This window comes from Ruegeria sp. G7, from assembly GCF_056535465.1.
The window spans coordinates 183,349-197,351 of the sequence record NZ_JBQFIL010000002.1; the positions used below are offsets into that span (position 1 = coordinate 183,349).

11 protein-coding genes are annotated in these 14,003 nt (G+C 61.5%); 4 read left to right on the forward strand and 7 right to left on the reverse strand.

Features of this window, described 5'->3' with window-relative positions; genetic code table 11:
* Window positions 1-2: 2 nt before the first annotated feature.
* A complete protein-coding gene (locus tag ACR3EN_RS17615) occupies window positions 3-1,520 on the reverse strand; it encodes a trimethylamine methyltransferase family protein (protein WP_480820729.1) in 1,518 nt (505 codons plus the stop codon).
* 184 nt (window positions 1,521-1,704) lie between these two features.
* Between ACR3EN_RS17615 and ACR3EN_RS17620 the strand changes: the two genes are divergently transcribed.
* On the forward strand, window positions 1,705-4,140 hold the full coding sequence (locus tag ACR3EN_RS17620; RefSeq protein WP_480820727.1) for a GcvT family protein: 2,436 nt from the start codon (window positions 1,705-1,707) through the stop codon (window positions 4,138-4,140).
* Here ACR3EN_RS17620 and ACR3EN_RS17625 read toward each other — a convergent pair.
* Window positions 4,107-5,060: a GlxA family transcriptional regulator gene (locus tag ACR3EN_RS17625; RefSeq protein ID WP_480820725.1), complete on the reverse strand. Its 954-nt coding sequence runs from the start codon at window positions 5,058-5,060 to the stop codon at window positions 4,107-4,109. The two genes, ACR3EN_RS17620 and ACR3EN_RS17625, sit on opposite strands and share 34 nt — an antisense overlap.
* 97 nt (window positions 5,061-5,157) lie before the next feature.
* Here ACR3EN_RS17625 and ACR3EN_RS17630 point away from each other — a divergent pair, with 97 nt between their 5' ends.
* The 3 genes from ACR3EN_RS17630 to ACR3EN_RS17640 are packed head-to-tail and all read left to right on the forward strand — an operon-like array spanning window position 5,158 to window position 9,119.
* Window positions 5,158-6,318, forward strand: coding sequence for an acyl-CoA dehydrogenase family protein (locus ACR3EN_RS17630; protein WP_480857838.1), 1,161 nt, complete (start codon window positions 5,158-5,160; stop codon window positions 6,316-6,318).
* Complete coding sequence (locus tag ACR3EN_RS17635) at window positions 6,318-8,336, forward strand: acetate--CoA ligase family protein (RefSeq protein WP_480870418.1); 2,019 nt, start codon at window positions 6,318-6,320, stop codon at window positions 8,334-8,336. The genes ACR3EN_RS17630 and ACR3EN_RS17635 overlap by 1 nt, the downstream gene beginning before the upstream one ends.
* A gap of 3 nt (window positions 8,337-8,339) precedes the next feature.
* Window positions 8,340-9,119, forward strand: coding sequence for a carnitinyl-CoA dehydratase (locus ACR3EN_RS17640; RefSeq protein WP_480820719.1), 780 nt, complete (start codon window positions 8,340-8,342; stop codon window positions 9,117-9,119).
* Between the two features lie 6 nt (window positions 9,120-9,125).
* Here ACR3EN_RS17640 and ACR3EN_RS17645 read toward each other — a convergent pair whose 3' ends face one another.
* The 5 genes from ACR3EN_RS17645 to ACR3EN_RS17665 are packed head-to-tail and all read right to left on the reverse strand — an operon-like array spanning window position 9,126 to window position 13,936.
* Entirely contained in the window at window positions 9,126-10,589 is a 1,464-nt protein-coding gene (locus ACR3EN_RS17645; protein ID WP_480820717.1) for an aldehyde dehydrogenase, read from the reverse strand.
* A gap of 19 nt (window positions 10,590-10,608) precedes the next feature.
* Window positions 10,609-11,646, reverse strand: a complete 1,038-nt coding sequence (locus ACR3EN_RS17650; RefSeq protein ID WP_480820715.1) for an LLM class flavin-dependent oxidoreductase — start codon at window positions 11,644-11,646, stop codon at window positions 10,609-10,611.
* Entirely contained in the window at window positions 11,643-12,566 is a 924-nt protein-coding gene (locus tag ACR3EN_RS17655; RefSeq protein ID WP_480820713.1) for a flavin reductase, read from the reverse strand. Before ACR3EN_RS17655 ends, ACR3EN_RS17650 begins: the two co-directional genes overlap by 4 nt.
* Window positions 12,553-13,362: an alpha/beta fold hydrolase gene (locus tag ACR3EN_RS17660; protein ID WP_480820711.1), complete on the reverse strand. Its 810-nt coding sequence runs from the start codon at window positions 13,360-13,362 to the stop codon at window positions 12,553-12,555. The genes ACR3EN_RS17655 and ACR3EN_RS17660 overlap by 14 nt, the downstream gene beginning before the upstream one ends.
* The gene (locus ACR3EN_RS17665) at window positions 13,334-13,936 is read right to left on the reverse strand and encodes an amino acid synthesis family protein (protein WP_480820709.1); all 603 of its coding nucleotides are present in this window, start codon (window positions 13,934-13,936) and stop codon (window positions 13,334-13,336) included. Before ACR3EN_RS17665 ends, ACR3EN_RS17660 begins: the two co-directional genes overlap by 29 nt.
* Between the last annotated feature and the right edge of the window lie 67 nt (window positions 13,937-14,003).

Consider the following 14,003-nt stretch of genomic DNA (forward strand, 5'->3'; position numbering starts at 1 on the left):
GCTCAGAGAATGTTGAACCGTGCCCGGATCGCCTTGTCTTGCTCGGGCGTCAGATAAGTGGGCTGGTGATCACGCAAAATCTCTTGCGCCCTCTGGCGCGCGCGGCTCCACGCATCTTGTGCACCGTTTTCGGCCCAAGTCCGGGGCTCATCCCGGTCGGCGAGGCTGGGATAGAAATAATCCCGCTCCATTGCAGCAAAGGTGTGCTGACCGCCCAGAAAATGCCCCTCGCCCAGAACCGCCTCGCAAATCGCATCAAAGCCAAGGTTTTCCTCGGTCACTTCGATGCCGCGCAGGGTGCGGTAGGTGTTCGAGTGCATCTCGTCATCCAGCACGAACCCCTCAAAACTCACCCCCAGCAAAGACGCCGTCATGCCCGAGCTTTCATAGATCAGGTTCCCCCCCGCCAGCGCCGCCGCCATCGAGGTCAGCCCCTTTTCCATCCCGTATTGCGCATCAATAGCCTTGGCGTCGCTCATGGAACAGGCCACGCCCGAAGGCAGACCCAGCCAGTTCGACAGCTGCGCCGATGCCGCGTTCAGCACCGCCGTCTCACCGCTGCCGCCGGAAAACGCGCCGGTGCGCAGGTCGATGACCAGCGGCCAGTTCGAGAACACCATGGGAAATCCGGGCTGAATGGCATGGACCATCACCAGACTGGCCAGCGTCTCAGCCAGCGATTGGGCCAGAAACCCCGCCAGCGTCGCGGGCGCGGTCGCCCCCGCCTGCGCAGCGGTGATGCAGGACATCGGAATGTTATGTTCGATGCAGGCGTAGACGACGTCCACGGCATCCTCGCCAAAGCGCATCGGCGAGATGATCGGGCTGATATGCGCCTTCATGAAGGGGCGTTTGGAAAACTCACCAGGCCCGCCCGCCGCTATATCCAGCATTTCGACAATCGGGGCGACATGCTCGGCCACCGTGAATGAGGTCGCGGTGGGTTTGGTGGTGTTCTTCAGCAGCGCATAGACTGTGTTCACATCCAGATCATAGATCTCGGGCACATCGGTCGCGACGCAGCAGCGCGTGAACCAGCTGACATTGGCCAGCACATCCTGAAGCCGCGTGAAATCATGCAAGTCCTTCAGGGTCGACGGGCGATAGACGCCGCTCTCCATGTCCAGCGTCTGAACCGCCGCCCCTCCGGTGCCGAAATGCACGCGGTTGCCACCGACCTCGATCGAGCGGGCCTCGTCGCGGCCATGCAGGACAAAGGTCTTGGCCGCCTGATCGATGGCCTGTTCGACAAGCTGCGGCGGGAAGGTCACCCGGCCCTCGCCGGTGTCGCGCGCGCCAGCAGCCAACAGATCGGCATGCAGCCTCGGCGGCACCTCACCCATGCCCAGCCGGTCGAGCAGATCAAGTGCGGTCGAATAGATCCGCTCCAGCTCGGCCTCGGTCAGCGGCTTGTAGCTGCCCCCCGGCTGCCCGGGAGGACACGGATCCAACGCAGGTTTTTCAGCCCGCTGCGCCAGACGGCCCTTTCGACCGGCCCGCTTTCCTTGCCGTGCTGACATGACCATCCTTTCGACCCGCTTGCTGCGGATATTCAAAGGAGCCGCCGCCCCGCGTTCAACGGAAACCGTTTTAGTACGAAATATTATGGATTAGTTTTCGATATTTTGCGCGCACCTATACCTCCTCTTGAGAACCCCAGCCCAAACCGCCCTAATCCCGGAAAACGTGGCGGAGGGTCCCTGCATGAAATCGCGCACCAAGGTGGTCGTCATTGGCGGCGGCATCGCCGGTTGCTCAACGCTGTACCACCTGACCCGCGAAGGGTGGACCGATGTGGTGCTGGTCGAGCGCAACGAATTGACCAGCGGCACCACATGGCATTCCGCCGCGCAGGTGACCAATTTCGGCATGAACCAGACGATGGTTGGCCTCAAGACACACTCGATCAACCTGTACAAGGAACTGGCCGAGGACCCGGATTATCCGATCAACTACCATCATGGCGACGGCGGTATCCGTCTGGCCAACACGCCAGAGCAAATGCAGGGCTATCACCATTTCGCATCCATGGCCCGTGGTATGGATGTGCATTTTGAGGTGATCGACGCCGATGAATGTGCCCGCCGCCACCCGCTGATTTCGACCGAGAACCTGCTGGGCGGGCTTTGGGACCCACTGGATGGCGACATTGACCCGGCGCAGCTTTGTCAGGCGCTGGCGCGACGTGCGCGCAAGGCCGGGGCCGAGGTTTATCGGAATACACCTGTTACTGCGCTGACCCAGCACAAGGATGATACATGGACCGTGCACACAGAACATGGCGACATTGACTGCGATATCGTGGTGAACGCCTGCGGTTACCGCGTGAACGAGGTGGGCGCCATGATGGGCGTGCATCACCCCGTCGCCTCGATGGAGCATCAATATTTCCTGACCGAAGAAATCCCCGCGATCCGCGAGGCGGGTCATCGGATGCCCCTGCTGCGTTGCCCGATCAGCGACTATTATTGCCGTCAGGAAAAGGATGGGTTGTTGGTGGGGTTCTACGAACAGGATTGCAAGACTTGGGGCATGGACGGGATCGATCCGAACTTTGTCAACGCGCTCTGCCCCGATGATCTGGACCGTGTGACCGATGTTCTGGAAGGAGCCTTTGCCCGGATGCCCGCGCTGATGGAGGTCGGCATCCACACCGTCGTCAACGGCCCGATCACCTACACAATCGACGGCGCGCCTCTGGTCGGTCCGATCCCCGGCAAGCGCAACGCCTTCTGCATCATCGGCCTGCGGGCAGGTCTGGGCGAAGGCGGCGGCCACGGCTGGCTGCTGGCGCAACAGATCGTGCATGGCGAGGCGTGTTATGATACATGGTGCCTCGACCCGCGCCGCTTTACCGGCCATGCGAATGTGGAACTGACCGCGCTGAAAGCCATCGAGGATTATCAGAACGAATTCCGGTTCCACTTCCCCCATGAACACCGCCCTGCGGGCCGACCCGCCAAGACCACCCCGCTGACACCCGTGCTGGCCGCCAAAGGGGCCGAGTTCACCGTCGTGAACGGGTGGGAGCGGGTCGATTACATCAAGCCGTCGCCCGACTTTCACCCCACACTAGGCTTCAATTTTGACGAGGCCTTCGATCTGGTCGCCGCCGAGGTTCAGAATATCCAGACCAATGTCGGCCTGACCGAGGTGAACGGCTTCAACCGGATCGAGATCACCGGCGCAGACCGGCACAGCTTTCTCGACCGGATGATGTGCGGTGCCGTAATGAAGCGCGACGGGCGCGTGGGGCTGGGCTATCTGCTGAACCGCCACGGCATGGTGAAAGCCGAGGCGACCATCGCGAACCTGCCCGCCAGCGATCGCGGCCCGGCGCGGGTCTGGTACGGCTCGGCAGCGGCCAGCGAGTATCACGATATGGACTGGCTACAAGCACATCTGCGCGACGGTGAGGATGTGCGACTGCGATCCCTGACCAATGACCAGACCATTCTGGTTCTGGCTGGCCCCAAGGCGCGCGATGTGCTGTCTGCCTGCGCGCGCGGCGACTGGTCCCGCGACGCGTTCCCATGGCTTTCGGTGCGCGAATGCTTTGTCGGCATCGCCCCGGCCACGGTGTTGAATATCAGTTTCTCGGGTGAGCTGGCCTATGAGATCCACGTCCCCAACGCCTCGCTGTACGCTGCCTATCTTGCGCTGCACCAGGCCGGAAAAGCGCACGGGCTGAAGCTGTTCGGCGCGCGAGCGGTCGACTCGATGCGGATGGAGAAGGGGTTCCTGCATTGGAAAGCCGATCTGTTGACCGAATTCGACCCCTTTGAGACCGGGCTGGATCGGTTTGTGAAGCTGAACAAAGGCGATTTCATTGGTCGTGAGGCGCTGCTGAAACGCCAGTCGGAAGGTCCGCGCAAGCGGCTGGTCAGCCTGAAGCTCGACACCACAAGCGCGCCTGCGCATGGCGGCGCGTCGCTGATGTTGGACGGCAAGGTTGTGGGTACGATCACCTCGGGGGATTGGGGCCACCGCGTCGGGCTGAACCTTGCCTATGCTTTTGTCGAACCGGCCTTCGCGGCCCCTGGCAGTCTGATGCAGCTTGATCTGTGCGGGGACATGGTCGGGGCCGAAGTGATTGCCCCTTCGCCCTACGACCCGGAGTTCTCGCGCATGCGCGCGTGAGCCGAGCCGTCTTTGCGGTAGGCGGTCGGGGTCCGCCCGAACTCGACCCTGAATGCTCGGGTCATGGCGCTGGCACTCTCATACCCGCAACGACCGGCGATCTCGGCCACCGATTGCCGGGTCTCGGCCGCAAGTTTGCGCGCAAGATTCAACCGCAAGCGACGATAAAGCGCCTGCGGTGTCGTTCCCAATTCCGCCTGTACGCGGGTTTCGATCTTCTTCTGCGAGCAACCCAGCTGCCGGGCAATATCCTTGATCCGTAACGGAGCCTCCAGCGTGTTCTGCATGACGCTCAGCACCCGGTTCACCAGACTGTCGCCCGAGTTCATCGGCAGGGCAGCCGCGCCCGGCTCGCTACGGTTCATCAGCAGATGCGCAACCTCCATGGACAAAAGCGGCCCGTGATCGGCAAGGATCAACGCGGTGGCCAGATCATAAGCCGCCATCGCGCCGGAGCAGGTGATCCGGTTACGGTCAATCACAAAGCGCTCCTGCACGGCGTCGACCTCGGGGAAAGCCTCTTCAAAGCGCGACAGCTCATCCCAGTGAATGGTCGCTTGGCAACCCTCTAACAGACCGGCGCAGGCAAGCAGCCAGCTACCGGTATCCAGCCCGGCCAGCTTGGCATGCCGCGTCGCGCCACGGCGCAACGCGCGCAGTGTCTCGGGGACCGCCAGATCAAGAAACCCATAGGACGGCATGACAACCAGCACATCGCCCGTTTCGACCCCCAGCGCCCCATCCGGCGTCACCCGCAACCCGCTGGAGCTTTGCACAGGTGCGCCATCCAGCGCATAGAATCGCCACGCATAAAGCGCCTGTCCCGCCAGTGTGTTCGCGGCGCGCAGCGGCTCGACAAGGCTGGCCAGACAATGGTTCGAGAACCCGTCAAATAGCAGAATGTTATATCTCTGTGTCATCTTTTTCTATTTCTGCATGATATCTGGCGATTACTGCATATCATAAGATCAAACAATCACGTTTCATCGGAAACCAGACAGCAAGGGATCACATGCCATGCAATTTGGTTTGTCCGAAGAACAGGAAATGATCGTCTCGACCGTTCGCAGCTTTGTCGAGAACGAAATCTACCCGCATGAGGCCGAGGTCGAACGCACAGGTCAGGTCCCGCATGAGCTGGGTGAGCAGATCAAACAGAAATGCATCGATCTGGGTTTTTATGCCTGCAACTTCCCTGAAGAGGTCGGCGGCGCAGGGCTGTCACATCTTGATTTCACCCTGGTCGAGCGTGAACTGGGTCGTGGCTCGATGGCTTTGACGCATTTCTTTGGTCGCCCCCAGAACATCCTGATGGCCTGCAACGACGAACAGCGCGAACGCTACCTGCTGCCCGCCGTGCGCGGCGAAAAGATGGACGCGCTGGCGATGACCGAGCCGGATGCGGGCTCGGATGTGCGAGGCATGAAATGTCAGGCAACCCGCGATGGCGGGGACTGGGTCATCAACGGCTCGAAACACTTCATCTCGGGGGCCGAGCATGCGGATTTCTTTATCGTCTTCATCGCCACCGGCGTGGATGAGACTCCGAAAGGGCCGAAAAAGCGCATCACTACCTTCCTCGTGGATCGCGGCACGCCGGGGTTTGAGGTGCGCGAGGGGTATAACTCGGTCAGCCACAAAGGCTATAAGAACTACATCCTCTATTTCGACAATTGCCGCCTGCCCGATGCGCAGGTTCTGGGCGAGGTCGATGGCGGCTTTGCGGTCATGAACGATTGGCTTTACGCCACCCGCTTGACGGTCGCTGCCTTCTCGGTCGGGCGGGCACGGCGGTGTTTCGACTACGCGCTGAACTATGCCGCAGAACGCAAGCAGTTCGGTCAGCCGATCGGAAAGTTTCAGGGCGTGGGCTTCCAGATCGCCGACATGATCACCGAGATTGATGCCGCCGACTGGCTGACCCTGTCGGCTGCGTGGCGTCTGGATGAAAACCTGCCCTCTAATCGCGAGATCGCCTCGGCCAAGCTCTATGCGTCCGAGATGCTAGCGCGGGTCACCGACACGACGCTACAAATCTTCGGCGGCATGGGCCTGATGGATGACTTCCCGATCGAGCGCTTCTGGCGCGATGCCCGCGTTGAACGCATCTGGGACGGCACCAGTGAAATCCAGCGCCATATCATCAGCCGCGATCTATTGCGTCCGCTGGGTGCCTGATGATCACCAAGGACCTCAGCCGGCTGCTGCGCCCCAAATCCATCGCCGTCGTGGGCGGCGGCGCGTGGTGCCAGCAGGTCATCCTGCAATCCCAACGTATGGGCTATGCGGGCCACATCTGGCCCGTGCATCCCAAGGCCACGGACATCGCAGGTCACATGGCTTATGGCCATCTTAAGGGCCTGCCCCAGCCCCCCGACGCAGTGTTCATCGGCGTAAACCGCCATGCCACGATTGAGGCAGTTCAGGTGCTGGCCCGCATGGGCGCGGGCGGAGCGGTGTGCTTCGCCTCGGGCTTTTCCGAGGCAGCGGCCGAGGATGACACCGGCCATGATCTTCAGGCGCAGTTGATCGCAGCGGCGGGCGACATGCCCATTCTGGGGCCCAACTGTTATGGGTTCATCAACGCCTTGGACGGTGCATTGCTGTGGCCGGACCAGCACGGGGCGACCCCGGTGGATACCGGTGTTGCGATCCTGACGCAAAGCTCGAATATCTCGATCAACCTGACCATGCAGAAACGCGGCCTGCCGATTGCTTATATGGTGACCTGTGGGAACATGGCGCAGACCAGTCAGGCGCAGATCGCCTCGGCCCTGATCGACGACCCGCGTGTTACGGCTGTTGGCCTTCATATCGAAGGGTTCGGGGATCTGCGCGAATGGGAGGCGCTGGCAGCCAAGGCCCATGCGAAAGGCGTCCCGTTGGTTGCGCTCAAGGTTGGGGCGTCGGAACAGGCGCAGGCGGCAACGGTTTCGCACACGGCTTCGCTGGCGGGTAGTGATGCGGGGGCGCAGGCGCTGCTGGATCGTCTTGGCATCCCGCGCCTGTCCACCCTGCCCGATTTTCTTGAGGCGCTGAAACTGCTGCATTGCTATGGGCCTCTGCCGGGCAGCGACATCGCCTCGATCAGCTGTTCGGGGGGTGAGGCCAGTCTGATCGCGGACATGGCCGTTGGCACAGGGCTAACCTTTCCACCTCTGACCGGCCATCAAAAGGCGCATCTGCGCGGGGCGTTGGGGCCGATGGTCGCGCTGAATAACCCGCTGGACTACCACACTTACATCTGGCGTGACGAAGAGGCGATGGCACAGGCATGGTCCGGCATGACCGGTAAGAACATCGACCTGACCGTCTCGATCGTCGACTATCCAACCACCGACCCCACAGACTGGACCTGCGCCACGCGCGCGGCCCAGAAGGTGCGCGCGACAACCGGCGCGCGCTTCGCAATAGCCGCAACTCTGCCCGAGCTTCTGCCCGAGGACGTCGCCCGCGACCTCATAGCTGGGGGCGTCGTGCCGTTCATGGGATTGCGCGAAACGCTCGCTGCCATTCGTGCGGCGGGAGAGGTGGCCGCGCCTTCAGCGCTTCCCGTCTGTTTGCCCGGTATCGCCGAGGCGCATCGGACTCTGACCGAGGGCGACTCAAAACAGGCGCTGGCCGCCTGTGGGCTACATATCCCGCAGAACCGCACGGTCAGCGGCCCGGATCAGGCCCATGCGACGGCGCAAGAGATGGCCGAGCCTTTCGCCATCAAAGGCGTGGGGCTGGCACATAAATCCGAGCATTCGGCAGTGCGACTGAATGTTCGGGCATGCGATGTGGCACAGGTCGCCTCCGGGATCGGCACCGATGAGATTCTGATCGAAGAGATGATCACCGGCACTGTCGCCGAACTGCTGGTTGGCGTCATCCGCGACCCGGCCCATGGCTTTGTGCTGACACTGGGCGCGGGCGGCGTGCTGACCGAGGTGCTGCGCGACACCGCATCGTTATTGCTGCCCTGCACACCTGATGACATCCGCGCCGCCCTTGGAAGGCTGAAGATCGCGCCGCTGCTGACAGGCTATCGCGGCCAACCAGCGGCTGATATGGATGCCATCGTGGCCGCAGTCGAAGCCTTACAGGCCTATGTGATGCAGAACGCCGACACGATTGGCGAGGTCGAGATCAACCCGCTCCTGTGCACGCCCGATCGGGCGGTCGCCGTGGATGCCCTTATCAGAAAGGCCTGAGATATGGACCCGATCAAAACCCGTCGCGAAGGGGCGATCCTTCAGGTCACATTGGACCGGCCGAAGGCCAACGCCATCGATCTGGCCACCAGCCGCATCATGGGCGACGTCTTTGCCGAGTTTCGCGAAGACCCGGACCTACGCGTCGCGATCCTGACAGGTGCGGGCGAGAAGTTCTTTTGTCCCGGTTGGGACCTGAAAGCCGCGGCCGATGGTGATGCGGTCGATGGTGACTATGGCGTCGGGGGGTTCGGCGGCTTGCAGGAACTGCGCGACATGAACAAGCCCGTCATTGCTGCCGTGAATGGCATCGCCTGCGGTGGCGGGCTCGAGCTTGCACTGTCGGCCGACATGATCCTTGCCGCCGATCACGCCAGTTTTGCGCTCCCCGAAATCCGCTCGGGCACCGTGGCCGATGCCGCCAGTGTCAAGCTGCCCAAGCGTATCCCCTATCACATCGCAATGGAATTACTGCTGACCGGGCGCTGGTTCGATGCCGAAGAGGCCAACCGCTGGGGTTTGGTGAATGAGATCGTTCCGGCCGATCAGCTGATGGATCGCGCGTGGGAATTGGCGCGCCTGCTCGCCTCGGGGCCGCCGCTGGTCTATGCCGCAATAAAGGAGATTGTGCGCGATGCCGAGGACGCCAAGTTTCAGGACACCATGAACCGCATCACCAAACGCCAACTGCGCACCGTCGATGTGCTGTATGCCAGCGAAGACCAGCTGGAAGGGGCCAAGGCCTTTGCCGAAAAGCGCGATCCCGTCTGGAAAGGCAAATAACCCGCCTTAACGCATCACAAACGGGTCCGGGATCGGATCATCGCTGGTGCGCAGCCAGACGGCTTTGACGGTTGTATAGTCCAGCGCGGCCTCGATCCCGCCTTCGCGCCCGTGACCCGACAGACCATGGCCGCCAAAGGGTGCAATCGGGCTGACCGCGCGGTAGGTGTTCACCCAGACAATTCCCGCCCGAATGGCGCGGATCATGCGATGGGCGCGGGTCAGGTCGCGGGTAAACAGGCCCGAGGCCAGCCCGTATTGCGTGTCGTTTGCGATGGCAATGGCCTCGGCCTCATCGGTGAAACTGACGACCGAAAGCACAGGGCCAAAGAACTCGTTGCTTAAACAGGCGGCGTTCGGGGCGGTGTCGCAATCCAGAATGGTCGGTGCAAAGTAGTAGCCGTCGCGGTCCAAGGCCTGCCCGCCCGTGACCAGTTGCGCCCCCTGCTCGATGGATTGCGCAACCAAAGCCTCAGCCCGGTCGCGCTGGCGCACGGTACACAGTGGGCCGATCTCGGTCTCCATGCGATCCGGTGCACCGATGACAATCGCTTCGGCCTTTTCTTTCAACCGGGCGAGGAACGCATCCTTGATCCCCGCCTGCACCAAAAGGCGCGACCCGGACACGCAGCTTTGCCCGGTCGCGGCAAAAACGCCCGAGACCTGCGCATTCACCGCGCTTTCCAGATCGGCGTCGTCGAACACGATAAAGGGGGATTTGCCACCCAGCTCCAGCGAGGTTGAGGCGAGATTCTCGGCCGAGTTGCGTAAGATATGGCGGGCGGTTTCAGGCCCACCGGTAAAGGCCACATGCGCCACTTTCGGATGACTTGTCAGAGTGGCACCAACCTCGGGACCACCTGTGATGACGCTCAGCACGCCTTTCGGGAAACCGGCCTGATCGAAGATACGGGCGAATTCCAGCATCGGCGCGGGGCCGTCCTCGCTGGCCTTGAGCACCACAGTGCAGCCAGCCGCCAGCGCAGGCCCGATCTTGACCGCAGACAGAAACAGTTGCGAGTTCCACGGCACAACCGCCGCCACAACCCCTACCGGCTCGCGCCGCAGCCAAACTTCCATGTCCGGTTTGTCGATGGGCAGATGCGCGCCTTCGATCTTATCCGCCAGCCCTGCATAATAACGATAATATTCTGCCACATAAGCGATCTGAGCGGTGGTTTCGCGAATGATCTTGCCGGTATCACGGGTCTCAAGCTCAGCCAGACGCGGGGCGGCCTCGGCAATCAGGTCGGCAAGGCGCAATAGCAACTTGCCGCGCGCACTGGCGGTCATCGAGACCCAGTCAGCCGAGACAAAAGCATGCTGGGCGGCGTCTACAGCGCGGTTCACATCGTCCGGTGTTGCCTGGGGCATTCGCGCCCATGGGGCGCCCGTCGCCGGGTCGACGCTCTCAAAGTACCGAACAGGGTCTTCGAACTGACCGCCGATATAGTGCTGAAAGCTTTGCATGTTTCGTCCCTCCGGGTGATCAGGCAAACGCGGGCATCACCTCGTTTATGAAACGCTCAAGCGAGGCTTTCTTGCGATCAAACGACATAGAGCTGTCGATCCAGAACGCATATTCATCATAGCCCAATGCCTCATACCCTTGCAGCCGCCGTATCACCTGATCAGAGGTGCCGATCACGAGGTCCCGCGCCATGGCTTCGGGGCTGTAGAACGGGTGGGCGGCGATTTCGTCGTCGCTGAGTGGTTCGATCAGGCCTTGCGAAATGTCACGCTGGTTCATGAACCATGCCCCGAAATAGCAATAAAATCGGTTGAGTTCCTCGGCACCCAGTCGGGCGTCTTCTTCGCTGTCGGCGACGTAAGTATGCTGCAGCAACATGATCTTCGGGCGCGGTTTGTCAGCGTATTTCGCGCATGCCGCGTTGAATTTGTCCATCAGATCCGAGATTTCTGCATCACCCTTCCACAGGGGCGTCACCTGCACGTTGCACCCCTCGGCCACCGCAAATTCGTGGCTGTTGGGATCACGCGCCGCGATCCAGATCGGCGGACCCTCGGGCCGCAACGCAAGCGGGGCCGAGGTGGTTTTGGGGAACTGAAAGAACTCACCTTCATGTTCGTAATCCCCCTGCCACAGCGCCTTCACCGCCGGCACGATCTCGCGCATGCGCTGACCGGCTTCCCAGGCATCCATACCGGGCATCAGACGCTCATATTCAAAGGAATAGGCGCCGCGGGCGATGCCGACCTCAAGCCGCCCGTCGGTGATGATATCGGTCATCGCGGCTTCACCCGCCAGCCGGATCGGGTGCCAGAACGGCGCGATCACTGTTCCGGTCCCCAGCCTGACATGGCTGGTATGGCGCGCCACGTCTACAAGGCTTAGAAACGGGTTCGGGGCGATGGTGAAGTTCATACCGTGGTGTTCGCCCGTCCAGATCGCGTGCATGCCGCCATGATCAGCGATTTTGCACAGCTCGATGAACTCGTCATAAATCTGCTTCTGATCCTCATCCGCAGAAATTCGCTCCATATGTGCAAACAGCGAGAACTTCATCGCTCAACCCCCTGATGGACAGGGCGTATTGTGCCGCTGTCCCGATTGCCAAAATACGTCCCGAAGTTCCCCATCCGGCTTTCCGACGCGAAACGCTGCAGCATCACGCGCACCACGGGATCGGCCAGATCGTCCAGCGTCTGCGCGTTGAGATCGTAGAACGCGCCCTGTTCGGGCTCATCGCAGCTGGCCTGACACAGGAATGAGATATGCTGGGTTTCGCGCATCTCATCCTCGTAGACAGAGTAGATAAAGCCCGGATCAGCCTCGGCCCCGCTGGCTTTGATCAACCTCCGCAATGCGGTTGATGCACCATCTTTGCCAACCTTGGCCTCGGGCAGCATCAGTGTGCCATTTGCCTCCCTGACCAACAGCACCCTGCCCTGATGCGTGATCAGGGCCGAGACGATCAGGTTTGCCCGGCTGTTCAGCGCCTCTGCTTCGGCCGCTGGGGTGACATATGCACCGCGGGCGTAGCCGAGACCGGGATGTGTGCTATTTTCAAACGCTTCGACCTTGCCCATCAGGATCAGGTGATCGCCTGCCTCGACGGTCCTGAACATCGAACAATCAAACCATGCCGACACGCCTTCGAAGATCGGCGCGCCATGTGGCCCCGGCCGCCAGTTGACCACTGCGAACCGGTCGTCGACCGGGCGCGCGAACGTGGTGGAGACCTCGGTTTGCGCTTCGGACAGCACGTTGATGGCAAACCCCTGCGTGGCGGCGAAGGCCGCATAGTTGCGCGAGCTGTTGGCAAGGCAGACCAACACCAAAGGCGGATCGAGCGACACGGATGTGAACGAATTGGCCGTAAAGCCCAGCGGCGCGCCTTCGTCGTCATGCGTCGTCACCACGGTGACACCGGTCATGAAAGCTCCGAACGCGCTGCGCAACTCGCGTGGATCAAACTGGGTCATGGCCTGCATCCCACGTTAGCCAATCTTGCAAGGCCACGTTTACCTGATCGGACGCGGTCAGATTGACCAGATGCCGGTGCCCTTCGATGATCACCGATTGCCCGTGTACGACGGCTGCCGCCATCTGCTGCGCCATCGCGGGGGTCGAATTCAGATCCCCATCCCCAGTGATCGCAAGAAACGGGCAAGTGATCGCAGACAACTGGTCGGCATAGGTGCGATCTCCGCGCGCGAAAGCCCCATAGGCGGTTGCGTAACCCGCCAGATTGATCTCAGACAGCCAGCCTTCGACTGCTCGGCGGGCGGCCTTTTCGGTTGGATTATCGCCAAACCAGCGGTTCAACGGGGTCTCCAGATCAAAACTCCCGCACTTTATTTCATCGGCACGCGCTTCGACCGCGGCGCGCGCCGCGGGTCGGCGGCAATATACCCCATTAAGCAAAGCAACTCGGATGACAGCCTCAGGATAGGTGACCGCAAAACCCGTCGCCACAAGCGCACCCATGGAATGGCCCACAAGGCTGACGCGTCCCAACTCCAAAGCCTCTAAAGCAGCGTGAAACCAATCGACAAAGACCGGAAGCTGCGCGCCCTCGGGCAAGGGCGATGATCCGCCATGCCCGGGCATGTCCAACGCGATGACGCGATGCGCCGCAGACAGCGCCTCAAGCTGCGGACCCCATGCAGCGGATTGCATCCCGACCCCATGGATCAGCACCACCGGCTCACCCTGCCCCGCAACGCGATAGCTAAGCGTGCCGAAGGGTTCAGACAGCTGCAGGGTTGTCAACGTCATGGCCCAGCTCTTTCAGGTCCTGATAGCGATCACCGATCCGGTGGTGCGGGCGGCCCCCAACCGAAGCGCCGAGGGCGATCACGATCTCATCCGGAGCGGGCGCGTCGGCGATTGACAGCTGAATGGTCAGATAATGGCTGCGCCGCCCGCCATCATTCTTGTCCATCAGCGGTATCTGCAGCGGTGCATTCGCAGGACCGCGCGTATTGGTGAAGGCGAGATAGGATTTCGCACCCACCGCCTCGCGGTAATAGTTGCCGAACCGCAGCGTGTGGATCAGGGCCGAGGCATGCTCGACCTCACCATTCACACCCACGATGGCGGATTTGCCATAGCCTTCGACTTTGTCACCGCCACCTGCGGCGTCCAGAACCATGCCAGTTAACAACTGCCCGAGTCCGGGCGCACAATCGCGGATTTCTGGCCCGAGGTCCTCGACAAAGCCCCGCCCTGCCCAAGGGTTTCCGATCACGGCCACGGCGGCAATCATCCTCAGCGGCTGTGGGGCCGCCTTGCCACCTTCGATCAGGGTATCCTCAACATGAAGAAGCGTTTTGCGGATTTCGGCTGGCATGGCTGCACCTGACGGCTCGATTCTCTGTCTGATTTATGGTATACCATAATATCATAAGTCAATCCCG